The sequence below is a fragment of the Pelagicoccus albus genome, assembly GCF_014230145.1.
Lineage (GTDB): Bacteria > Verrucomicrobiota > Verrucomicrobiia > Opitutales > Opitutaceae > Pelagicoccus > Pelagicoccus albus.
Genome location: NZ_JACHVC010000005.1, coordinates 310278 through 332652 on the forward strand (window position 1 = coordinate 310278; position 22375 = coordinate 332652).

General features: G+C 53.6%; 21 protein-coding genes. 7 read left to right on the top strand and 14 right to left on the bottom strand.

Annotated elements, in window-relative coordinates; genetic code table 11:
- The first annotated feature begins 64 nt into the window (after positions 1-64).
- Positions 65-2068: an NAD-dependent DNA ligase LigA gene (ligA, locus tag H5P27_RS03220; RefSeq protein WP_185658926.1), complete on the top strand. Its 2004-nt coding sequence runs from the start codon at positions 65-67 to the stop codon at positions 2066-2068.
- A gap of 42 nt (positions 2069-2110) precedes the next feature.
- Positions 2111-2473: an ArsR/SmtB family transcription factor gene (locus tag H5P27_RS03225; protein WP_185658927.1), complete on the top strand. Its 363-nt coding sequence runs from the start codon at positions 2111-2113 to the stop codon at positions 2471-2473.
- A gap of 18 nt (positions 2474-2491) precedes the next feature.
- Here the strand turns inward: H5P27_RS03225 and H5P27_RS03230 are convergent, their stop codons facing one another.
- The 12 genes from H5P27_RS03230 to H5P27_RS03285 form a co-directional block, all read right to left on the bottom strand.
- Positions 2492-4261 carry a SulP family inorganic anion transporter gene (locus H5P27_RS03230; protein ID WP_185658928.1) on the bottom strand — a complete coding sequence of 590 codons (1770 nt, stop codon included), beginning with the start codon at positions 4259-4261 and terminating at the stop codon, positions 2492-2494.
- Positions 4262-4409: 148 nt separating this feature from the next.
- Positions 4410-4868, bottom strand: a complete 459-nt coding sequence (locus H5P27_RS03235) for a hypothetical protein (protein ID WP_185658929.1) — start codon at positions 4866-4868, stop codon at positions 4410-4412.
- Between the two features lie 144 nt (positions 4869-5012).
- On the bottom strand, positions 5013-6401 hold the full coding sequence (gene dnaA / locus H5P27_RS03240) for a chromosomal replication initiator protein DnaA (protein ID WP_185658930.1): 1389 nt from the start codon (positions 6399-6401) through the stop codon (positions 5013-5015).
- A 494-nt stretch (positions 6402-6895) separates the two neighbouring features.
- Entirely contained in the window at positions 6896-7858 is a 963-nt protein-coding gene (hprK, locus tag H5P27_RS03245) for an HPr(Ser) kinase/phosphatase (protein ID WP_185658931.1), read from the bottom strand.
- 85 nt (positions 7859-7943) lie between these two features.
- On the bottom strand, positions 7944-8729 hold the full coding sequence (gene lptB, locus H5P27_RS03250) for an LPS export ABC transporter ATP-binding protein (protein WP_185658932.1): 786 nt from the start codon (positions 8727-8729) through the stop codon (positions 7944-7946).
- Positions 8729-9460 (bottom strand): LptA/OstA family protein, encoded by a 732-nt coding sequence (locus tag H5P27_RS03255; RefSeq protein WP_185658933.1) that lies wholly within the window; start codon positions 9458-9460, stop codon positions 8729-8731. Before H5P27_RS03255 ends, lptB begins: the two co-directional genes overlap by 1 nt.
- On the bottom strand, positions 9457-9897 hold the full coding sequence (locus H5P27_RS03260; protein WP_185658934.1) for an LptA/OstA family protein: 441 nt from the start codon (positions 9895-9897) through the stop codon (positions 9457-9459). The genes H5P27_RS03255 and H5P27_RS03260 overlap by 4 nt, the downstream gene beginning before the upstream one ends.
- Before the next feature lie 3 nt (positions 9898-9900).
- On the bottom strand, positions 9901-10401 hold the full coding sequence (locus tag H5P27_RS03265) for a KdsC family phosphatase (RefSeq protein WP_185658935.1): 501 nt from the start codon (positions 10399-10401) through the stop codon (positions 9901-9903).
- Positions 10402-10432: 31 nt separating this feature from the next.
- Positions 10433-12505, bottom strand: a complete 2073-nt coding sequence (locus H5P27_RS03270) for an alpha-ketoacid dehydrogenase subunit alpha/beta (protein ID WP_185658936.1) — start codon at positions 12503-12505, stop codon at positions 10433-10435.
- A gap of 3 nt (positions 12506-12508) precedes the next feature.
- Positions 12509-12865: a hypothetical protein gene (locus H5P27_RS03275; protein ID WP_185658937.1), complete on the bottom strand. Its 357-nt coding sequence runs from the start codon at positions 12863-12865 to the stop codon at positions 12509-12511.
- A 291-nt stretch (positions 12866-13156) separates the two neighbouring features.
- Complete coding sequence (rpiB, locus tag H5P27_RS03280; protein ID WP_185658938.1) at positions 13157-13603, bottom strand: ribose 5-phosphate isomerase B; 447 nt, start codon at positions 13601-13603, stop codon at positions 13157-13159.
- 12 nt (positions 13604-13615) lie between these two features.
- Positions 13616-13762: a hypothetical protein gene (locus tag H5P27_RS03285; protein WP_185658939.1), complete on the bottom strand. Its 147-nt coding sequence runs from the start codon at positions 13760-13762 to the stop codon at positions 13616-13618.
- Between H5P27_RS03285 and H5P27_RS03290 the strand changes: the two genes are divergently transcribed.
- A complete protein-coding gene (locus H5P27_RS03290; RefSeq protein WP_185658940.1) occupies positions 13761-14969 on the top strand; it encodes an energy transducer TonB family protein in 1209 nt (402 codons plus the stop codon). The two genes, H5P27_RS03285 and H5P27_RS03290, sit on opposite strands and share 2 nt — an antisense overlap.
- Here H5P27_RS03290 and H5P27_RS03295 read toward each other — a convergent pair.
- Positions 14959-15810: a helix-turn-helix domain-containing protein gene (locus H5P27_RS03295; RefSeq protein WP_185658941.1), complete on the bottom strand. Its 852-nt coding sequence runs from the start codon at positions 15808-15810 to the stop codon at positions 14959-14961. The two genes, H5P27_RS03290 and H5P27_RS03295, sit on opposite strands and share 11 nt — an antisense overlap.
- 180 nt (positions 15811-15990) lie before the next feature.
- Positions 15991-18450, bottom strand: a complete 2460-nt coding sequence (locus tag H5P27_RS03300) for a DNA translocase FtsK (protein ID WP_185658942.1) — start codon at positions 18448-18450, stop codon at positions 15991-15993.
- 306 nt (positions 18451-18756) lie between these two features.
- Here H5P27_RS03300 and H5P27_RS03305 point away from each other — a divergent pair, with 306 nt between their 5' ends.
- The 4 genes from H5P27_RS03305 (at position 18757) to dnaJ (ending at position 22294) form a co-directional block, all read left to right on the top strand.
- Positions 18757-19701, top strand: coding sequence for a type I phosphomannose isomerase catalytic subunit (locus tag H5P27_RS03305; protein WP_185658943.1), 945 nt, complete (start codon positions 18757-18759; stop codon positions 19699-19701).
- Positions 19702-19768: 67 nt separating this feature from the next.
- Positions 19769-20359, top strand: coding sequence for an AsmA family protein (locus H5P27_RS03310; protein WP_185658944.1), 591 nt, complete (start codon positions 19769-19771; stop codon positions 20357-20359).
- A gap of 127 nt (positions 20360-20486) precedes the next feature.
- A complete protein-coding gene (locus H5P27_RS03315; protein WP_185658945.1) occupies positions 20487-21098 on the top strand; it encodes a nucleotide exchange factor GrpE in 612 nt (203 codons plus the stop codon).
- 32 nt (positions 21099-21130) lie between these two features.
- The gene (dnaJ, locus tag H5P27_RS03320) at positions 21131-22294 is read left to right on the top strand and encodes a molecular chaperone DnaJ (protein WP_185658946.1); all 1164 of its coding nucleotides are present in this window, start codon (positions 21131-21133) and stop codon (positions 22292-22294) included.
- Positions 22295-22375: the final 81 nt, after the last annotated feature.

Genomic DNA, 22375 nt, shown 5'->3' on the forward strand with positions numbered 1-22375 from the left:
AAAAGATTCCGCTCGCAATCGCTCGACTTGCCAACGCGAGTTTTGCCCAATCTAATTCCGAGCGATGAGCCAAGCTTCCGACCTCAAGAAGATCGAACAATTGCGAGCTACCATTCGTCGTTACGACGAACTTTATTACCGCAAGGCTGAGCCAGAAATCAGTGATTTCGAGTACGACGCCCTCAAAAGAGAGCTCAGCGATCTGGAAGACGCGAATCCAGAGCTGCCGCTGGCCAATTCTCCGAGCCAAGCGGTTGGGGATGACCGTACAGAGGGATTTGCCTCCTACCGTCATCTCCTTCCCATGCAGAGTTTGGACAATACCTACTCGAAAGATGAATTCTTCTCGTTTGTGAGTCGCGTGGAGAAGGGATTGGAAAGCGAAAGGCCAGCCTTCACGGTAGAACCGAAAATCGACGGTGTCGCAGTGAGCCTGACCTACGAAAACGGAAAGCTGGCGAGGGCGGTGACGCGTGGTAATGGGATCGAGGGAGATGATGTGACGGCGAATGCCCGCTACATCGAGAGGCTACCCGAGAAACTCGAAGGCGAGAACATCCCGGAGATTGTGGAGATTCGCGGTGAGATATTTATGCAAGTGGAGGAGTTCGAGCGCCTCAACTCTCTCAGGGCTGAGGTAGGCTTAGAGCCGTTTAAGAATCCTCGAAATCTGGCTGCAGGGACCGTCAAGCTCTTGGACCGGGCGGAAGTCGCTCGTCGGAAGCTCGACATCGTGCTCTACGGGTTGGGCGAATGCCGTCCCGCGGTGGTAAATTCCCAATCAGCTTACCGAGAACAGCTTATCAAATGGGGCCTGCCGATCGTGGATCGCTTCTGGCAAGTGGAGGGGGCTGAGTCCGCTTGGGCTGCAGTTGAGGAACTGGACGAAATACGTCTTGGCTTCGACTTTCCGACCGATGGTGCGGTGGTCAAAGTCGACAGTTTCGCGGAGCAGGATAGGCTAGGAGCGACTTCCAAGGCCCCCCGTTGGGCGATAGCGGTTAAATTCGCCGCGGAGCAGGCGGAAACGCAATTAGAGCGAATCACAATCCAAGTTGGTAGAACGGGTGCCCTGACTCCTGTGGCGGAGCTCGCTCCGGTGCAGCTGGCGGGGACCACTGTTTCGCGAGCGACTTTGCATAACCAGGAGGAAATGTCGCGCAAAGATGTCAGAGTAGGGGATACGGTAGTCATCGAAAAGGCAGGCGAGATCATTCCCGCAGTGGTGAGGGTCGTCCTTGAAAAGCGGCCCGGGGATAGCCAAGCCTTCGTTTTTCCCTCTGAGTGTCCCGGTTGCGGAACTCCGGTAAGCAAGATCGAAGGAGAGGTGGCGGTACGTTGCCTCAATATCGAATGTCCCGATCAAGTGAGAGGCCGTTTGGAGCACTTTGCCTCCCGCCAGTGCTTGGACATCGAAGGCTTGGGAGAAGCAGTGGTCGACCAGCTTGTGAGCAAAGGATATCTATCCAACATCGCGGATATCTACTCGCTGAGTTACGACGATGTGCTCTCACTCGATAAATTCGCTGACAAGTCGGCTCGAAATCTTATCGCCGCTATCGAAAGCAGCAAGAAGGTGGAGCTATGGCGTTTGATTCACGGGCTAGGTATTCCTCAAGTGGGAGCTGCCGCCGCCAAGGACTTAGCCAAAGCCTATGGAGGCGTGAAGGAACTGGCGTCCGCGACGCTGGAGCAATTGACCGAAGTGGATGGGATTGGAGAAAAAACGGCTAGCGGAATCATTGCCTATTTCACAGATGCTCAGAACGCATCGATTTTAGAGGCTCTCCTCCAGTCCGGAATGGACGCTCAGGCTCCGGAAGTCGTTAGTGGCGATGCGGCTACTCTGGCGGGCAAAACTTTCGTCATAACGGGTACTTTGCCCACCTTGAAGCGAAACGAAGCCAAAGCTTTGGTGGAGAGCAAGGGCGGTAAAGTGGCAGGCAGCGTCAGCAAGAAAACGGATTTTCTGGTGGCGGGAGAATCAGCTGGCTCGAAATTGAGCAAGGCGGAGTCCTTGGGGATCGCCGTCATCGACGAAGCCGGATTGCTGGCCATGTGCGAGTAGTTGAAGATTGACCGAATATTCCTCTTGGTGAATGTTTGCTGAATGAAGTGTGTCTCGATCTTCAAGTGCCTCGCAGACGAGTCCCGGCTCCGCATACTCAACCTGCTACGTCGCGGCCCGCTGTGTGTTTGCCACGTGCAAGAGGCGCTTCAGCTGCCGCAGCCAAAAATTTCCAAGCAGCTAGCCTACCTCAAAAAGCATGGCCTGCTCGAGTCGCGGCGCTTCAACAATTGGACAATTTACGAAATTCCTGAGGTTGCGTCATCGCTACTATCCACCAATTTGCGGGAGCTTGAGAGCGAGTTTGCCCGAGGCGAGTTTGTGGAGGATTCCAAGCGTCTCGAGGATCTCGATACCAGCATTGCGTGTGTTCCGACCACTAAATGCTGCGAAGGAGCCTGTTGAGCAAACGGGTAGGAGGTACTAGCTCTCTTCTCCATCCTCACGCCGCTTTTTACCGAAGAGCATGATATCGGCGGTTTTGACGCCGAGGACGGATTGAGCCCGAATCAGAGCGCTCCGGGTACTGAGAGTCAGGTTATCTGGCGTGTGTTCGAACACGTTTTCCTGGCCCAAGATCGAGATCACTCCGGTATTGGTAAGGACTCGCATAATCTCGGGCATCGCTCCGCTGACTACCACGGACACTCCGCGCTTTTTCGCTTGTTTGGCGAAGTCTCCAATAGCGAGGGCACCTGTGGCGTCCAGATGGCGAGCATTTTTAAGCCGCAGGATGATAGCCTTGATTTCGGGTGCATCGACGAGGTGTCGTAATTGCTCTTCAAACACATCTGTTGAACCGAAGAAAAGATCTCCCTCCACGTGCATGATCGAGATGGCCGCATTTCGCTGGTCCGGGCTGACCTCTTTTTCGGTCAATTCTCCTTGTTCGTTGAAGCCGTACTCAACCATGTCTGGGATGGAGGCTTTTTTCAGAAAGAGAAGAACAGAAGTGGCCACTCCAGCGTAGATTGCGGTGTCCAATGGAAAAACGAGGCCTGCTCCGAACGTGATGCAGAATGTTGCGGCATCGGACTTGGTGGCCTTGACCAAGGCCTTTATGGTCGAGGGTCTGATCAGGGAGATTCCTACGAGTATGACTAGGGCCGCCAAAGCTGATTTCGGAACGAATCCGATAATTGGACCGAGCAGCAAGGCGCCGATAACTAGGATCGCTCCGCTTACCATGCTTGAAACGGGGCTGCGAGCTCCACTGGCAAAGTTGAGAGTCGACCGGGTAAGTGATCCCGAAACGGGCATACCTGAGCCAAAGGCATTCACTGTATCCGCCACTCCCATACTGATCATTTGCTGGCGTATATCCACTGTATCACCCGCTTGTGAAGCAAGCGCTTTGGCGATGGACGCGCTCTCCAGGAGCGAAAGAAAGGCGATTGCAAAAGCGACTCCGAGCAGGTCGTGCATTTGCTGCAGGTCGAAAGTCGGCATGCTCAATGGCCAGCTTCCTACAGGCACTGCATCCAGCGAGGCGAAGGAGACTCCATACCGGGGTGCGAACCAAGCGATTGCTGCGGCGAAGGCTAGGGAAACGGCGACATAGGGAATCGCCTTGAGCCAACGTTTCAGAGCGACCGCTACAAGGATGGTGCTTGCTGACAAGGCCAGTGCGGCAGGTGAGAAGCTGCCTATGTGCTGAGCGGTGACAATCAGTGACTCCAGAAAGGTCGCCGCTCGAGGGGCCTCGATACCGAGGGCCGGCTTCAGTTGATTGACGATGATCAGCAAGGCAGCGGCACTAACGTAGCCAGTTACTACGCTGCGAGATACATAGCGAATAACGATATCCGCCCGGACCAGCGCACCCGCGACCATGAAGGCTCCAATCATGAGCAGGAGAAGAGGCATGGCCGCGATGCGACTTTCCGCCGGCCAATCCAATGCCAAGAAACCGCTAAGCAAAAGCACAGCGCTTGCATTGGTGGGGCCGAGCATCAGAAAACGCGAGCTGCCGAGCAAAGGGCCAGTGAGAGAGCCGATAGCGCTCGAATAGATGCCAAAATTAACGGGCAAGCCCGCTATCATGGCATAGGCCATACCTTGGGGGAAATCCAGCAAGGCGACGTTGGCTCCCGCTTTTCCATCCGCGAGCAGGTCCTGTTTCCGATATCCTTTCAGGAATTTCAGAAGAGGGAGTCTAAATCTTCTTGGTTTGGAGGATTTCTCGGATTCCATCGTTTCCGTTTTCCGGAGACAAACTTAGGGTTTGCTCTCTCGGATGGTAACTTAATGAGTCCAATCGGTGTGGCGACCAATTAAATATGTCTAAGCAAAAGAACTACAGCGAGTCAGCTGTAGTTCGAAGTGTATCAAGGAATTGGATCTAGTATCCGCCCGGGCCTTGCATCTTATTTTGCAGCTCGATTTGGAAGGCTTCGATATCTTCGGGGCTTGGCTGATAACCCTCCTGCTCGGTGTCGAGTCCGAGTCGGCCATAGGGGTCTACACTCCATTGAGCTTTCACCCCATCGGAAAAGACCACGCTTCCGCTCAATGCCGCGCCGGGGCGCTTAATCTTATCGATATCCACTGAAACCGCTCCGCCTCCTACCAGTTCCGCCTCAGCTGGTAGCGCATCTTGCTCTGCTGTGGCCTCTTCTTCGGGCTCAGGTTCTGGCGGAGGAGCAAGATCGAGATTGAGATCGTCCATGAGGAAGCGAACTTCCATGTAAGTCATTGGGATCTTAAATTCGTCGACGATTAGGCGCTGGATGTCTGCGATGCTGGCTCCATCGGCCAAATTTTGCGCGACTTGGGATTTTTGCTCGTTGCTTAGTGACATGGTTTAAAAAATCGGTTTCGAGCAGGGAAATAGGGATCTGGGTCGAGTGGAAGTAAGAAATGGCCTCTTCTCGAAACTGACGAAGCCACTGCGGTTAGGCAGCGGCTTCGTAATAATCAGGTAGTTTTTGGAAAGAAAGGTATCTTACTTTGAGAGAATGCTCTTCAGGTATTCGACGCTGTGGCGTACGGAGTCGTCTTGCTCCACCAAGTTGTCCACCTGCTTGCAGGCATGGATCACAGTACCATGGTCGCGTCCGCCAAAGGCTTCTCCCACTTCTTGCAAAGAGTGTTTTGTCAGCTCGCGGCTTAGGTACATGGCGATCTGGCGGGGTACTGCGATATGAGCAGGGCGGCGACGGGAAAGCATGTCGGAATGGCGAAGCTCAAAGTACTCGGCGACCTTTTTCTGGATGGTGTCGATATTAAGCTGCTGTTTAGCGGCTTCCATCAATACGTCCGAAAGGAGTTGTTCGCAGGTTGCGATATTGAGTGGCTTGCCGGTCAAAGACGAGTAGCTGCAAACCTTTATCAATGCGCCCTCGAGTCGGCGGATGTTCTTTACGATGTGCTTGGCAATGAAGTGGAGCACTTCGTCGCTGATGTCGTAGTTGTGCTGAAGGGCCTTCTTGCGAAGGATCGCCGCACGGGTTTCGAAATCGGGAGCTTGGATGTCGGTGACGAGTCCCCATTGGAATCGGGAAACAAGACGGCTTTCCAATTTAGCGATTTCGTTGGCAGGGCGATCGCTGGAGAGGAAAATCTGCTTCTGGGATTCGAACAGATCGTTGAAAGTGTGGAAAAACTCTTCTTGGATACGCTCTTTGCCGCTTAGGAATTGGACGTCGTCAATGAGCAATACGTCAACATTGCGGTAGCGCTGGCGGAATTTGGTGAGGGTGTTTTCCTGGATCGCGGAGATGAACTCGTTGGTGAACTTCTCGGAGGAAAGATAAACGACACGGGCATCTGGGCGGTTTTGCAGGATATGGTGTCCCACCGCATGCATGAGGTGCGTTTTGCCGAGACCGGTTTCTCCGTATAGAAAGAGAGGATTGTAGGCTCCGGCGGGCGAGTGGGCTACTGCGATAGAAGCGGCGTGAGCCAACTGAGAGTTCGAACCGATGACGAAATTCTCGAAGGTGTTGCGAGGATTGAGGTTCGCTTCGCCTGATTTTTTGGCTGAGGAAGCCTTGGGGCGTGGCGTTTCTGTGACGAGACGCTCGCGGACCGGAGCTACCGAAGGCTCTTCCTTCGGAGCTTCTTCTGACTCGGTCGGAAAGTCGTTGGAAATCTTTACGGTGACGGGGTGCCCGAGCTCTGCTTGAAACGACTTGGCAAGCAGATCGAGGTAGTTGTCGTTGATCCAGTACGCTGTGAAGGCGTTTTGTACGCCAAGCACGATATTTTCGCCGTTGGCTTCTAGGCACACTAAATCTGTGAACCAGCTTTGGTAGATATCGGAAGGTAGGACTTGGGAAAGTTCGGATCTAACCTTTTCCCAGAGTTGAGTCTGCTCGGTGAGCTGTCGCATGGGTTTACGTTAAAGAAGGCGGTTATTCACAGGATTGCGGTGGAGGTGGGGATCGGATCTGGTTCTAACGTAAATTCTGCCGGGTATTTAACAGGTTTTTAAAATTTTGAGCCTTCGCGGATTGGGAAGGCTCAAGGGTGTTTGCTAAATATTTGGTTATCAGAGACTTGGGCTGAATGATCTTAGAGGTGGCTGAATTTTTGGTGTTTGGAACAGATTGGATTCCCTAGCGGGTAGGGCTCATTTTCGTGAGCGTCACAGTAACGTAAACTGGATCCGCTTTCTCAAGCTCTAGTTTTCGACAAGTTGTTAACACTGGATTGAGGATAACTTTTAGTTGCTTTTTCCTGCTTTCGGGAAATCGAGAAGAAGCCCGAGTTTTAGAGCCTGAAAGTCAGAAAGGAGCTCGGTTTATAGCCGAAATTGGGCCGAATCCGGGCCAATTTCGTAACCTTGGCGTAATTTTTTTTTAGCTCAGCTGATAAGTCCAACAATCAGGCGTTCTTGGACATAAATTCGATGAGGCGATCATTGAATTCCTTAGCGGGATCGTGTCCGAGCATCTTCAAGGCTTGGACCATGGCGGAAACTTCCACAAGTCGAGCCATATCGCGTCCTGGGCGCACGTATAATTCGATGTGGGGCACTTCCATGCCAAGGATCGGGAAAAAGTGCTGTTCGAGTCCGGTTCGATCTTCCTCGGTTGAAACGCCGGCTTCGATCAGTGTCACCACGAGGTCGATACGTTTTTCGAGACGCACGCTTCTTACCCCGAACATTTCGCCCACATTTATGATCCCGATGCCGCGACACTCCATGTGGCCGCGGTTTAGCTCCATGGCTGACGCGGTCAGCTCTCGTTCATCGATGAGCTTAATGCGAGTCATATCGTCCGCTACGATGGAGTGGCCGCGCTCAATCAAGGCGAGGGCGCACTCGCTCTTGCCCACTCCGCTCGAGCCTCGGATCAGGGTGCCGATACCCTTTATGTCCATCATGGTGCCGTGCTCGGTCGTGGTGGGAGCGAATTCTCCATCTATTGCCAAAGTGGCGGAGTTGATGAAGTTCATGGTGATCATGGAGGTACGCAGAATCGGGAGACTGCGTTTCTCGGCGATCTCCACCATGATCGGAAGAGGGTTGTAATTCCTAGAAATGATTAGGCAGGGGATGCCTTTGCTCACCATAGCGTTTATGCGCTCTTTCTGAACTTCTTGGCTGAGGCTTCGAAGATAGGTCATCTCCGCTGCTCCGAGTACCTGAAGTCGCTTGTTGGCGAAATACTTGTAGAAGCCCGTTAGGGCGAGGGAAGGGCGATTGACGCTTCCCTCCTTGATTATGCGTCTTAGCCCTCTTTGTCCCGCTACGACCTCCAGCTTCAGTAGTTCTCGATGTTTATCTACGAAGTCGCGCACCGATATGCCATCGATTCGCTTTACGGGTTTGGGGAGCGGCATGATTGTGTGGGCTGGAGGTGAGGTCTACGGAGAGCGCACAGCAGGCGCGATTTCGATCGCGACCTGTAATGTTCTGTCGAGACAATCACATATTGAAATTTTCGCCGAGATAGATTTTTCGGCTTTTGGGGTCGTTTACGAGGAAGTGTCTATCGCCTGATGCAAGGATTTCGCCTTTGTTCACGATGTAGGCTCGGTCGGTAATCGACAAGGTGTCGCGAACGTTGTGGTCCGTAATGAGAATTCCGATGCCGCGGTCTTTCAGGCCGAGCACGATGCGTTGCACTTCGGACACGTTGATCGGATCCACGCCGGCGAAAGGTTCGTCCATCAGCAAAAAGTCTGGTTGGGTGACAAGACAGCGGGCAATTTCCAACCGGCGTCTTTCTCCACCGGACAAGGTGTAGGCTTTTTGCTTGGCGAGTGAAAGCAAACCGAGGTCGTTGAGCTGGCGTTCGATGACCTCTTTGCGCTCTTTGCGGTTGAAGGGGATGGTTTCGGCGACCGCTTGAACGTTTTGCCAGACGGTTAACTTTTTGAATACGCTGGGCTCCTGAGAGAGGTAGCCTATTCCCAGACGGGCACGGCGGTGGATCTTTAAATACGCTATGTCGCGACCGTCTAACAATACTTGCCCCTTGGTCGCCTCAACCAAGCCAGCGATCATGTAGAAAGTCGTGGTCTTACCAGCTCCATTGGGCCCGAGCAGTCCGACTACTTCACCGGTTTGGACCTCGAGGTCGATGCCTTTGACTACGGTCTTGGTTCCGTAAGATTTGACCAGTCCGATCGCCTTAATGCTCTTTGGGGCGCGGCTTGGTTTCTCCTCGGTCTTTTCTTCGGGTTCTACTGGAGCTACGGAATCACTCATCACTTCTTTTTTGTTTTGGGCGTTTCTGGCTCCGCGGTTTCTGCGTCTGCTGCAGAATCCGCATCTGGGCTCGTTTGCTCTTCTACAGAGTCATTCTCTTCTGAATTTTCAGACGTCTCCTCTGCCGTTGCTTCTGTGGCCTCGCCGTCTTCCTGTTCGACAGTGTCCTCGCCGGAAGTTGGGATCGGACCCTGGTTTTCGAAGCCGAGGTCGCTGATGGCGGAACCAGTCAGCTTCAATTTGCGAGGCCCATCTGTGATAATGGAGATGCGTCCGTTTCCACGGTCGAGCAAGATCTTGTCGTCTGGATTGTAGGTGACTAGACGTCCGCTTGGCTGCACGACTACGGGGTTTCCGGTTAGTACGATGCGTTCTTCGTTTGGTTGAACGACAGCCTTTTGACAGGTCGCGGTTCGCTCTTCTTGGATAATGCGGACATTACCAGAAGCTATGATTTCTTTGATGGCGCTGAACTTGCCGATCTGGCTTTGCTCTTCGGCTTCGCGGGTGGCGAAAACTTCCAAGCTATCACACTCCACAAGCATATTGGTAGCGGTCAACTTTACGCCTTCGCTAAAGTGAAAGTATGCCTTGTCACCGTCGTTTTGGACTTGGAGCTTAACGGATTCGATCTGGGTCGCTACTTGAGGCTTTTCCGCTTTTTGTCCGAAAGACCAGGCCGTCAGCAGTAGAGCGGCAGCGATGAAGGATAGGGGCTTGTTTGTTTTCATTTCAAAATGTCTCCGATTTGCTCATACAGTGTGACCTTCACGTCGCGATTGAAGTTTATCTGCTTCTGTTCGCCCAGCCAAAGCCAATCATAACCAGTCACTTCGAAGGCTCCGGTTTTCACATGAAGTTCGCCGGGGCCGTAGGCTGTGGTGGTGTCGAAGTGGAATACAGCCTCTGGACTGGTTAGCTCCGCGATCTCTCGGTTTTCGTCGTCGCCGATAAACTGGCTGACTTTCATGCCATCGATCTGGATTTGCGTTTCGCTACGGTAGGTGGCGAGATCGCCCCTCAATTGCCAAATTCGATATCCGGAGTCGTCGAATAAGGGCAGGCGGAATCCTTCGATAGCCGTATCCGGCCGAAGCTGACCGTAGACTGCAATAGCCGAGATTATTGAGCCCGCCGCGGCTATTCGGAATTTGGATACGCTTAGCATGTTTCAGGAGGTAATGGCTTTGTAGATATGATTGCAAACTTCCCTCACTGCTCCGTCTCCGCCTCTTCGAGTGGTGATGTAGTCGGCAGCTTCGAGGGCCTCTTCTTGAGCGTCGGGAACGCTAACACCGATGCCAGCGTATTTTATCGCGTCTACATCGATGACGTCGTCACCCATGTAGACTGCATGCGCTGGGTCGACTTTCAACTCAGCCAGCAGCTCTTTCAGACCGCTAATCTTATCGATTTTTCCCTGAACCAAGTGCGGGATTTTTAGCTCCTTGGCTCGAACGGTGGTGGAATCGGAATGACGTCCCGATATCCAAGCCAGTACGATGCCCGAGTCTCTTAGACGGGCGAGCCCGAGGCCGTCGAGTACGGAAAAGCGCTTGGCTTCAGTGCCATCCGAATGCGTGTAGATGGTACCGTCCGTGAGGATACCATCAACGTCCATGGCGAAAACTTTTACGGCGGACCAATCAAGTGTGTGGGCTTGTGCGGACATCTTATGATTCGGGTTTAGCAAAAACGAGAGACTACTCGGCTTCGATCCAATCGATCATCTGGTTTAGGATGGTATCTTTGCCGGGGCGGTAGTCCGCCTCCAGTTCGGTTGCGAACGGCACGGGCATGTTTTTCGAAGTGATACGAAGTGGCGGCGCTTCCATATTGAAGAAATTCTTTTCCGTGATGCTGCTCACGAGCTCAGCCGAGAAACCGACATTGCCGCGACTTTCGGTTATGACCACGAGGCGGCCGGTTTTAGCCACGGAGGCTTGTATGGCGTCCAGCTTCAGCGGAGCCAAGCAACGTAGGTCGAAAAGGTCGAAACTCAGGTCGTATTCGCTTTCCAAGTACTTGCACGCCTCACTGGCGTGTAAGGTCATCTCACCATAGGTCACTACCGTAGCATAGTCCCCAGATCGTCTTAAAGCCGGTTGCCAGACTGATTTGTAGTTCGGGTCAAAGGATACGGGGCTCTTGAGCAGACGGTAGAGATTCTTGTGCTCAAACAAGCAGACTGGATTGTCGTCTTCGTAAGCTGCGAGCAGGGCGTTGTAGGCATCTTGTGGAGTGCTTGGATAGATGAGCTTCAGCCCCGGAATGTGTGTATAAAGTACTTCGAGGTCCTGGGAATGGAAGGACCCAAAAGTCAGGCCGCCTCCGCAAGGAAAGCGCAATACGAGAGGAACTTTCGCTCCGGAGCGGAAGTGGTAAGTCGCTGCGTTGAGCGTGATTTGCGTCGTAGCATCGGTCGCGAAATCCGCGAATTGGAATTCGACGATGGGACGGTGCCCGTTTACGGCCAACCCGGTCGCGTATCCCACTGTTGCAGATTCGCAGATCGGTGTATTGACGATCCGGTTACGGCCATACTTTTCCAATAGACCTTCGGTTACCTTGAATGGGCCACCATAGTCGGCAATGTCTTGGCCCATTACCAGAGACTCGGGTGACTCAGCCATGATCTTGTCCAAGGCGGCGTTAATCGCTTGGGCATAGGTCAAGGTAGGAGCCTTTTCGCGGTCCTCCGTTTTCCACTCCACTTTTGTTTCGGTGGGAGAGTAGACGTCTTTGATCAAGCCTTCTGGATTGCAAGGAGGGTTTTCGAATGCTTTCGCGACGGTCGCATTGACGAATTCCTTCAGAGTCGCGTCCTCTTCATCAAGTCTCGCTTGGTAGCCTTTCTCGACCAATCGATTTCTGAGGTGGGGCAGGGCGTCCTGTTTAATCCACTCTTCGGTTTGGGCAGGATCGATGTAGTCGCAAGTGTCGTAGCCAGCATGTCCTCTCAGGCGGAGGCTATGCATTTCAATTAGCATGGGGCGTGAGCTCTGGCGGGTTTCTTCGATGGCCTGCCAGAATACTTTCATGTTGTCTTCGATGTTGGCCACATCGAGGGCGATTCCCTTCATGCCGTAGCCGATAGCCCGATCCACCAATTTTCCCGAGTATTGTTCACTCACGGGAGTGGAGTAGGCGTACTTGTTGTTTTCGACCACGAAGATGATAGGCATGTTGAGCACGCTGGCCATGTTCATGGCCTCGTGGATTTCGCCTGTGGAAGAACCACCGTCGCCAAAGAAGGTGACACCCACGGATTTGAGACCTTTTCGTCGCTGCGAATCGGTACCGCCCATCACGTTGGAAGACATTTTACCGAGGTGGCTGATCATCGGGTAGCTCCGATTTGCTGGGTCGCCGTGGTGGGCGTTCCCCTCGCGACCTTTGGTGGGAGAGCCGGAATTACCTAGATATTGGCTAATGTGCTCTCCGAGATGTCCGGACCAAATCAAATGACCGGGCAATCCACGATGCGTCCAGGAAACGCAGTCGATGGACTTGTCCATCATCAGAGCCATGGGAGCAACAAGTCCTTCGTTTCCGTCTGAGCAAGTGACGGTGCCTTTCATGCGGCCCTGTCGAAAGAGTTCCAGTATCCGCATATCCGCGAAACGGGAGTAGGCCATCCAGCGGTAGGTAAGCAGCAAGTCTTCGTCCGTGGGAATTTGGTCGGATCCGAGACGTATATCACGCTGCAGCAATATCTCAGGCGTCTCTGGGTAGTGGGCTTCCTTGGAAAGGGTTTCGGATGAAGATTGAGTCATTTGCTATTCTGCGGAGTTTGCTTCGACTTCAGTTGCGGTAGTGAAAGCTACGCTTTGGGCCTCGGCAAGGGCATCTTTTAACTCCTCGGCGGATTCGATGAAATTGATTTCGGGGTTGTTGTCCCAGTTCCAAGTCTTGCCGACCACATAGTGGCGAGTTTGGGCTTCTCCCTTTCCAAGGTGAACAAAGCTCACAGGGGCGGCCGCCTCCGATATGACTTGGGCGGCCATAGCATCCTTCGGGCGGCTAAGTCGGTGCAGGCAGATGTATTCGTTTTCTCCGACCCTGTAAACCGACTCGGTTTTTATGGACCAAGTCGGGTTGGGCGTTTGGACTTTTATGGTTTCTCTGATCGGCACGGCTTCGTCTCGAAAAGGGAGGTTGGTTTGACCAGGAGGCACGTAACACGAGGCCAACAGGACTTGAACGCAGACCAGAATTGCCGACAACGCGGCAACTCTTGTTTTTCTCCTCAGCGAGGATCCCGTAACTGCGTCGAACCTTTGGCGTTTATGGATCATGGTACTAGCTGAGGAGTCCTGATCTACAGGCTTTTTGTTCCACTAAGCGACGCTTCCCACCCGCGAGGAAGCAAGGGGAAACTAGGGCTTTTGAACGCCTAAGCGAAATTCCGATTAGCGTTCGAAGCGCTAGAGGGATGGATTGTCGATCTTGTCGATGCGAGGCTGGTGGCGTCCTCCCTCGAAATCGGTGGTCAGCCAAGTGTCGACGATTTCGAGAGCTTCTGTTTCGCTTACGGTGCGCTCGCCGATGGAGAGCACGTTGCCGTCGTTGTGGGAGCGATTCCAGATGGCGACTTGCTTGTTCCAGCAAAGGCCGCAGCGGATACCTTTCACGCGATTGGCTACGATCGCTTCGCCGTTGCCCGAACCACCCAATACGATACCGCGGTCGTATTTGCCTGCCGCTACGGCTTCCGCCACTGGACGGATAAAGTCTGGATAGTCGCAGGATTCGGCGGAATCAGTTCCGTAGTCCTTGACCGAGTAACCTTGGCCCTCGAGGTGGGCAATGATGGCCTGCTTGTAGACGTAGCCCGCGTGGTCGGAGCCGATTGCGACGGTGAGTTTGCTCATGTTGAGCGCTGTTTAGGCAGCGGCGAGGAACTGTTCAAACACAAAAAGGCCGAGGATTCGTAGCTTTGTTAGGGCATGTGGAATGCTGCGTACTTTATCTTTCGATTGCTTGCTCGCATGGACTGCGAGTGATAGGGTTCTAGCGATTGGATTTCTCATGAAGGTGTCGAACGGTGGTCGTATAAATTGGCTTGGGCTTGGAATTGCATTGCTCGTTTTGCTTGCGACTCGCTCTGGGGCGTGGGGGCAGTCCAGGTTGGTAATCACTGCGAATGGTGAAACCCATACTGTAGTGTCCATGGATGGAAACGTTCCCATGATCCAGACGTCTGCAGGACCTCAAAGGGTAGAGGCAGGAGAACTCAAGTTCGAGGATGCTGAGCGCTTCACTGATGGCGCTCTTGATGTGCTCAAGAGGGATGCCGTTCTCGGTCAGGACTACGGTTCAGCCAGCGGTCTTTTCTTTTTCCAATTCCGAGCTCTCGTGCAGGCGGAACGGGATTTTGAAGATTGCTTTATCGTTTTCGTGATTGCTCCGGCGGATGGCGATCCGACTTACGTCGTGCATGAGATCCGCGACATTGATTCGCGGGGAACGCAACAGATCGCAATGACCTTGCCGGTTAATCCGGGCTTCGGAGGAGGCACTTTCGGCTATAAGATTTTTTCGCGAGGGGAAGAGGTTTTTCGGCGAGAGCCTGAGGACCCGGTCATGTTGACCGAAATCGGACAACGTGATGCTCCCTCGTCTGAGAGAGCCGAATCTCGAGCTGCTCCAGTTGAGCGAAACCGCGGGGTAGGTGAGCCGGTCGAGGTCGTGGACGAAGAGCTGCTGGATTATCCCAAGTCTTTACTAGGTACTGGGAATGGTGGATACGCGACGGCTGTATTCTCTTTGGATGAAAAGGGGAGGGTTTTTGAGCTTTTGGATCTTAAAGTGGATCATCCGGCCTATGCTCCAGAGGTTATGAAATCCGTCTTGGGCACCATTTACCGCCCTGGCTTGTTTCGAGGAAAGCCTATCGTGGCAACCGTAAGACGCTCCTATTTCTTCAACGAGTTTGCTCCTTTTTCCGAAGCTCTAGAAACTATTCCGTATCCAAGAATAGAGGACAGGGACGCGATGGTAGTCTATGCCCCCGTGCCTGCTGCAGTTTCGTCCAAAAAGCGCAAGGTCGTACTGGAGGTTCGTGTCGATGAATTAGGACGCGTGGATCAAGTCCGACTCGCTAAGGACGACGATTCCCCCGAGGCAACCGTAGCAAAGGAAGCTGTCACAAATTGGCAGTTCCTGCCGGCGATCGTGGATGGTTATCCCGCGGTGCAGATGCTGCAATTGCCGATCAGTTTCGAGATCAAGGAATAGTCGAATAGCCGACCCCGGTCTTTCCGGTTCCGTAGGCAGTCCCTTTGATTTCGACCTGTAGGTTTTCACCTGCGGTGTAATCAATCTTTACCGGACCTACTTTGGAAATGGCTTCTCTCTGACCTGCCACCATGGGATGGGCGTCCAGTAGCACTCGTCCTGAATTGCGTTCCGTTACAGAGACGCGGACGTCGCCTACGGCGATTAGGATGATCGTTTCCTGTTCAGCGGTTGAGGCGGCTGGCTGAGGGCTCGCTTGCTGAGATTGAGCGGGGACCAGGCCAGTTGGGTTTGCTTGGCCTTGATTTGCGTCGTCAATGCCACCGCTCGTTAGAGCCCGGAAAATCCAAATGATAACCAGTAAGATAAGCAGGGCGATCCCTGCTACGATGCCTACTTTGATGGCGGTTTCCTTATCGATAGAATCGATCTTCTCCCGGACTTTTTCCAGCAAACCGACCTTTTCGACCACTTCTTCTTCTCTTCGAAGCTTCTCGTCGTCGATCGTTTGTGGCTTGGAGTTGGACTCCTCGTTGACGAGAGGAGTCTGCTGCAGCTCCATACGTCCGAAAAATTCCCGATGCTCACGCTTGGCTGCTTTGGCTTCACCCAGTAGGGCAGCGTTGTAGTCGGTTATGACCTTTTCGCTATTTACCTTCAGGAAATTGCAGTACGAGCGAAGGAATCCGCGCACGTAGATTTCCGGCACGTTGATGGTGAAGTTGTTGTTCTCGAAACTGTTCAGGTAGTCGCCGCGGATTTTTGTCGCTTCGGCCGCTTCGCGGATAGTGACTCCCTTGCGTTTGCGTGCTTCTTCCAGTTTTTCGCCAATACTCTGCATCGATTGTCGTGTTTAAACGGAATTTTTTGTAAAACAAGCCTCCAAAGTGAGGAGAGCCCAGAATTCGTCCTTTCTCGGACCAGTTTAGCTTAGGACCTACATCACTCGAAAGCGATTTGCTGGCGAATCAAGCTTCGGGCTGGAGAAGGCTCGGACTCAATTTGGCCCTTCGGCTAATCCTTACATTGAATCCAGATCTACCAAGATCTCGCGCGGGCTAGAACCATTTTCGGGGCCGACGATACCGCGGTCTTCGAGTTGATCCATTAGGTTCGCGGCTCGATTGTAGCCGATTCGCAATCTACGCTGCAGCATCGACGTCGATGCTCGCTTTGTGGAACGGAGTACATCGATCGCTTTGGAGAATAGCTCGTCGCCACCGTCGCCGTCGTCTCCACCGCCTGTGAGGTCCAGTTCCTCGCCCGCTTCGATCTGCTTCTGCACATCTTCGGCGAACTTTGGAGGACCATTGGCTTTGAGGTATTCGACGATATCCGCGATCTCTTCGTCGGAAACAAAAGCGCCTTGCGATCGGATGAGTCGAGAGGAGCCAGGTGGGGAGAATAGCATGTCGCCTCGGCCGATGAGCTGCTCAGCTCCGCCGCCGTCCAGAATGGTGCGCGAGTCGATTTTTGAAGAGACTTGGAAGGAGATGCGGCACGGCAAGTTGGCCTTGATCACGCCAGTGATGACGTTGACCGACGGACGTTGTGTCGCCAATACCAAGTGGATGCCTGCGGCACGAGCTAGCTGGGCGAGACGGGCGATACCGGTTTCGATGTCTGCCGGAGCGACCATCATCAAGTCGGCCAACTCGTCCACGATACAAACGATATATGGAAGCTTTTCCGGAGTCTCTTCCAATACTCCCTCGTCTCGAGGTACTTTGATTTCCAGCTCTTCCTGAATCTGCTCCTCGAACTTTTCCTCCTCGGTCTTCTCTTTCTCAGGCTTTTTGCGGCCGTTGAAGCCCGCTATGTTTCGCACGCCTACCTTGGCGAACATTTCGTAGCGAGATTCCATCTCGTTCAGCAGCCACTTGAGGGCTCCCGGCACTTTCTTCGGGTCGGTGACCACTGGGATAAGCATGTGCGGGAGGGAGTTGAAAACCTTCATTTCCACTATCTTCGGGTCGACCATGATGAATCTCAGATTATCAGGTCCGGAGTGGAAGAGCAGGGAAGTAATAATCGAATTGATACAAACCGTCTTACCTGCGCCGGTGGCTCCCGCGATCAGGAGGTGAGGCATCTTGGTTAGGTCCGAAATGATTGGCTTGCCTGACACATCGCGTCCCAGAGCGATCGGAATTTCAGCTTTCGATTTTACCCAATCCTCCGATTCGAGGATCTCGCGAATGCCGACTGGCATGGAGACTTGGTTTGGCACCTCGATGCCAACGCAGCCTTTTCCCGGAACCGGAGCTAGGATACGAACTGAAACGGCCCGCATGCCGAGGGCGATGTTCTTGTCCAGATTCGAAATTTTCTCCACTCGTACACCAGGTGCCGGGTAAACTTCGTAACGCGTGATGACTGGGCCGATGTGGATTTCGCCCATAGTGACTTCGACGCCAAACTCCTTCAATGTCTGACGGAGCCTTTCCGCGTTTTCTGTGTGCTCCTCTTCGGAGTTTGCTCCTTCGGGGGCTTCCAGCTCGGCCAGCAGGTCTAATGTCGGGAATGTGTAGTCGCCCACGGAAACGGGGAGTTTGGCCCGCGCTTTTTTGGTTTTCTCGGGAGCTACGATTTTCAGGACTTCGCCCAAAGTCTTTTTCTTGGGCTCTTCCTCTGGCTCCTCGACCGCTCGAGCTGGTTTCCTAGCCGGTAAGTTAACTTTGATGACAGGTTCCGATTTTTCCTCGGGCTCGGGCGATTTTTTTCCGCGACCTTCTCGCATCAGAGCTTTGGTAGCTTCGCGCTCTTCTTTCAGCAGACGCTTCGCCTCTTCGCGTTCCGCTTTCTGAGCTTCTTTCTCCTCCTTGGCGGCAATTTTCGCCAATCGCTTCGCTTCGCGTTTTTCCTCAGCAGCTGCGGCGCGTCGCTCTCTCCAGCGGGTAAAGGATTCCTTAAAGTGCTCTGTCGATTCTGGGAGGCTTGGGAAAACGATCAAGGCGAGGCAGGTCAGGTAAATTGCACCCAGAATAACGGCTGAGCCTACGGTGCCGAGGTATACGAATAGCAACTTGTTATATAGCAGGTTGCCCACTGCTCCACCAGTTCCGGTTACATAGCGTTGGGAGCCTTCCGCCCAGCCTGTGGAAGTCGCCAGACCTGAGCCAGCGATTAAGGCGACAACAATTACCAGGCTCAGGATTAGCTTGTTGCGTCGATCTCGAGCCAAAAACGCTCCGCCCAGCCAGCCGACGAATAGTGGCACGAACCATGACATGTATCCGAAGGCGGCTATCAACAATTCCGCGGACTCGGCCCCGAGAATGCCGATCATGTTGTTTTCCTTCGGATTGGTCGAACCGACCGAACTGCCTATGGAGACTTGGTAAGGCGTGTAGTCACTGAGGGCCAGGCCCAGCAAGACAGCGATTAGGAAGCACAAGGCGGCCCAAAGAAAGCGGCTGCGCATGCTGGCGGCCTTGATGTCGGATTCAGGTGTTTTGGTCGAATTACGCTTTTTCGCCATGTGGTAAGGGAATCTAAAATAGGGCGAGCGGCCTCCGCTAGCCTTTTTGTGATAGGTGAGAAGATGGCTTTGGGGACGGTTTGCAATTATTAAACTCGCTGGCTGTCCCGAGTGGCTGGAGCCCTGCCTTGCCGCTATTTGGGGCTTGGGCCGGCTGGAAGCCTCGGAATTTTAGACGTGCATTAGAAACGCGTTTCAGGAATTGAGATCCAGCGTCCGATGACTTGCGTTTGTCCGGCGGATCGAAATTTACGGCTTGTTTCAACTCAGGGGGAGGGCTTTGGTCTTGTGCGGAGAGAACCTACTATGACAGCACCGATTTTTTTCAAACCGATCTATCAAGAGCGCGTCTGGGGCGCCCGGAACCTAAGCGAAGCGCTGGGAAGGGACTTGCCAGAGGGCAAGGTAATTGGCGAGGCCTGGGAAGTGGTCGACCGCCCAGAGGCCCAATCGGTCGTAGTAGGAGGCGATTTCGACGGATTGACGATAAGGGAGCTCATTTCGGGCAATGCGACAGCAGTAATGGGAGAAGGTTACGATCCTGAGCGACCTTTCCCGATTTTGGTAAAATGGCTAGACTGCGCGGATCGCCTTAGCCTACAGGTTCACCCGCCCGCGGAGGTCGCGCCTCAGCTTAATGGCGAGCCCAAGACAGAGAACTGGTATATCGCAGACTGCAAAGACGACGCCTCTCTCATTGTCGGACTTAAAAATGGAGCGACTCGCGAGGAGTTCGAACGCCGTTTGAAGGACAGCTCGCTCGAAGAGTGCATCCACCGTTTTCCGGTTAAACCGGGAGATTCCATTCTGGTGGAAAGTGGCCGTTTGCACGCCATCGATGCCGGAAACTTGATTTTGGAAATCCAGCAAAACTCGGACACGACCTACCGGGTTTACGACTGGGGCCGCGTTGGTTTGGACGGATCTCCTCGCCAATTGCATATCGAGGAATCTCTTGCCAGTATTGAATGGAACGACTTCGAACCGAGTGCCATGAGCTCCGAAGGGGCAGAAGTGGTATTGGCGGACTGCAAAGAGTTTCGTCTAGTCAAATATGAACTGACCGCGGAAAATGCGGTTGTCAGCATCCCTGCGGGCGAAGGTCGCCTGCTTAGCCCGGTAGAGGGTAAGGTTCTGGCTAACGGAGTCACCGTTTCTCGCGGAGACAACGTGTTGCTCGCTGCGGACACTGCTTGGGAGATCACGGGTGAACCGGGAGCAGCATTTCTGGTGACTGAGCGTTTCGTATAAGCTCCGAACTCGGATGTTCGCCACAGGTCGCCTTTCCAAATCTCGTTTCTCCCGAAGGGGCGGGATAGTGAAGCCCGCTATTGGACTGCTCGCATTTTGCAGCGCGGCCGGAATGCTAGGGTGGATGCTTCTCATGCCTGACGCGGTGCGTCAGGAAATTGAAGCGCGAACCGGTTTTCCAGTTCAGGCGGAGCGTCTGACTTTGAATCCGGTCGGCCTCGCATTGGAAGGTCGCGAGGTCATCATAGGAAATCCAGCCGAGTTCGGCGGGGGCAAGCCTTTCATGGAGATTGAAAGCCTCACTGCCCACGCCAGCCTGTCCGCCCTGGGGCGAGGCGAAATTTGGATCGAAGACATGGAGCTGCGAGTTCGCCGAGCGACTCTTGTAGTAGATGAGCGAGGACGTTTTAACTTGGACGGCTTTGCCAATTCGCTCTTCGCGAAAAAGGGGAGCTCCGAACCAATGCCGTTTTTCGCTGAGGAAGTTCGCTTGATCGTCGAGGAGCTGGTATTTGTCGATAACAGTCTACCGTTGCCGAAGAGCAGTTCCATCGCGGTCCGCTTGGATCAGGAATTGACCGATTTGGAAGATCCGCAGGAACTCTTCTCGCCGCTCGTTGACCTAGCGCGTCGAGTGGGATCTTTGCCGGTGCGATAGGCGCCAACCCCTATTTTTAGCTGATCGGAAACCTCGGAATGCGTGGTTTGGGCTAAAAAGGGGCTCGACCTCGTCGAAAATCTCTTTGATTCCGAGGGGAACTGATCTAGAGAATCACTGTTTGGCTATGGAAAACGCTAAGGAAACACCAGAAGTAGAAGAAAACGAAGAAGCGCAAACGGCAGAAGCGAGCGCCGACGCAGCGGAGGCTTCTGAAGAGGAAGCGGTCGAAGAAACGGCTGAACCCAAGGAGCTGACGTTGGAGGAGAAACTCGAAGCTGCCAAAGCTGAAGCTTCCGAAAACTACAATAATTACCTGAGAGCCGTTGCGGATCTCGACACCTATCGCCGCCGAGTCATGCGTGAAAAGGACGAACTCAAGCAGTACGCAATCGCGGGTCTGCTCGAGGATTTCTTGCCTGTTTACGATAACCTCGGACTGGGACTCATGTCTGCAGAACAGACTTCGGACCCCAAGGTTGTGGTGCAAGGGATCCAAATGGTAATGACTCAGTTCAAGTCTCTGCTTGAAGACAATGGCATCTCCGAAGTCGCTCCCGCGGCAGGGGACGAGTTTGACCCCAATCTTGCGGAAGCGTTTCAGACGCAACCCAGTGACGAGATTGAGGAAGGAAAGGTCCTTTCGCTGATGCGTAAAGGCTTCAAACTCAACGGACGTCTCTTGCGTCCAGCTTCCGTAGTGGTAAGCGGAGGACCTGCAGGATCCGAAGAGGCTTAGACGTAAAAGAGCCCTAGGGAGGAATCGAATACGTGAAAGAAGATTACTACGAACTACTCGGAGTTAGCAAACAAGCTACCCAAGACGAACTGAAGAAGGCTTACCGCAAGATGGCGGTAAAGTACCACCCGGACAAAAACCCGGGTAACCACGAAGCTGAGGAGAACTTTAAAAAGGTATCCGAGGCTTATGAAGTTCTGAAGGACGAGCAGAAGCGTGCCGCTTACGATCGCTACGGTCATGCCGCCTTCAGCAACGGTGGCATGGGCGGCGGTGGAGGCGGCGGCGGTGCCGGTGGTCCTTTCCACGATCCGTTTGATATCTTCAGCGAAGTTTTCGGTGGCGGCGGCGGAGGTGGCAGCATCTTCGAAGAATTTTTTGGCGGTGGAGGCGGCGCAAGTCGCGGACGCGGTGGAGCTTCTCGCGGCTCCGACCTTCGCTACGATCTCGAGATCGACCTCGAAGAAGCGGCCAAAGGCGTCGAAAAGGAGATTTCCTTTCGAAAGCCCACTACTTGCGGAAAGTGTTCTGGCTCCGGAGCAGAGCCCGGCAGCGGCGTAAAGACCTGTCCCACCTGTGGTGGTCACGGTCAAGTAACCGCTTCGAAAGGGTTTTTCTCCGTCCGCCAAACCTGTCCGACCTGTAATGGCAGCGGACAAAAGGTGGAAAAGCCGTGCTCCAGTTGTGGTGGAGAGGGTCGCGTAAACGAAACCACAAAGATTAAGGTTAAGGTACCTCCTGGCGTCGACACTGGTTCGAAGCTACGTTCCGCCGGCAACGGTGAAGCTGGTATGCATGGCGGACCTGCGGGAGATCTCTATATCGTTTTGCATGTTCGAGACCACGAGGTTTTCGAACGCCAAGACGAGAACCTTTACTGCGAGATCCCGATCAAGTTTACTCTCGCGACTTTGGGCGGCATGATCGAAGTGCCGACTCTGACGGGGAAGGCGAGTTTGAAGATTCCAGCCGGTACACAGAGCGGGACTACCTTCCGTCTCAAGGGCAAGGGGATGCCGAGCTTGCGAGGCGGCTATTATGGGGACCAGATGGTTCGCGTGAAAATCGAAGTGCCCAAGTCTTTAACTTCGGAACAAAAGCAGAAGCTCGAAGAGTTTGCTTTGGCTTGCGGTGACGCAGGCGACGACGACGAGCCGAAGGGTTTTTTCGAAAAGGCTAAAAAGATCTTCGACTAGGTTCGGAGCTGATATTTCAAAACGAGGCACCCATTGTTTGGGTGCCTTTTTTAGTGCTTCTCTAGATTCGCCCAGCCCAGC

Bases quoted from the DNA above. Each gene is read 5' to 3' on its own strand.
- H5P27_RS03315 (WP_185658945.1), top strand. From the start codon at position 20,487: ATGGAAAACGCTAAGGAAACACCAGAAGTAGAAGAAAACGAAGAAGCG.
- H5P27_RS03305 (WP_185658943.1), top strand. From the start codon at position 18,757: ATGACAGCACCGATTTTTTTCAAACCGATCTATCAAGAGCGCGTCTGG.
- H5P27_RS03290 (WP_185658940.1), top strand. From the start codon at position 13,761: ATGAAGGTGTCGAACGGTGGTCGTATAAATTGGCTTGGGCTTGGAATT.
- H5P27_RS03255 (WP_185658933.1), bottom strand. From the start codon at position 9,460: ATGAAAACAAACAAGCCCCTATCCTTCATCGCTGCCGCTCTACTGCTG.
- H5P27_RS03265 (WP_185658935.1), bottom strand. From the start codon at position 10,401: ATGTCCGCACAAGCCCACACACTTGATTGGTCCGCCGTAAAAGTTTTC.
- ligA (WP_185658926.1), top strand. From the start codon at position 65: ATGAGCCAAGCTTCCGACCTCAAGAAGATCGAACAATTGCGAGCTACC.
- H5P27_RS03225 (WP_185658927.1), top strand. From the start codon at position 2,111: ATGAAGTGTGTCTCGATCTTCAAGTGCCTCGCAGACGAGTCCCGGCTC.
- dnaA (WP_185658930.1), bottom strand. From the start codon at position 6,401: ATGCGACAGCTCACCGAGCAGACTCAACTCTGGGAAAAGGTTAGATCC.
- H5P27_RS03230 (WP_185658928.1), bottom strand. From the start codon at position 4,261: ATGGAATCCGAGAAATCCTCCAAACCAAGAAGATTTAGACTCCCTCTT.
- H5P27_RS03260 (WP_185658934.1), bottom strand. From the start codon at position 9,897: ATGCTAAGCGTATCCAAATTCCGAATAGCCGCGGCGGGCTCAATAATC.
- rpiB (WP_185658938.1), bottom strand. From the start codon at position 13,603: ATGAGCAAACTCACCGTCGCAATCGGCTCCGACCACGCGGGCTACGTC.
- H5P27_RS03270 (WP_185658936.1), bottom strand. From the start codon at position 12,505: ATGACTCAATCTTCATCCGAAACCCTTTCCAAGGAAGCCCACTACCCA.
- H5P27_RS03235 (WP_185658929.1), bottom strand. From the start codon at position 4,868: ATGTCACTAAGCAACGAGCAAAAATCCCAAGTCGCGCAAAATTTGGCC.
- H5P27_RS03295 (WP_185658941.1), bottom strand. From the start codon at position 15,810: ATGCAGAGTATTGGCGAAAAACTGGAAGAAGCACGCAAACGCAAGGGA.
- lptB (WP_185658932.1), bottom strand. From the start codon at position 8,729: ATGAGTGATTCCGTAGCTCCAGTAGAACCCGAAGAAAAGACCGAGGAG.
- hprK (WP_185658931.1), bottom strand. From the start codon at position 7,858: ATGCCGCTCCCCAAACCCGTAAAGCGAATCGATGGCATATCGGTGCGC.
- H5P27_RS03285 (WP_185658939.1), bottom strand. From the start codon at position 13,762: ATGAGAAATCCAATCGCTAGAACCCTATCACTCGCAGTCCATGCGAGC.
- H5P27_RS03300 (WP_185658942.1), bottom strand. From the start codon at position 18,450: ATGGCGAAAAAGCGTAATTCGACCAAAACACCTGAATCCGACATCAAG.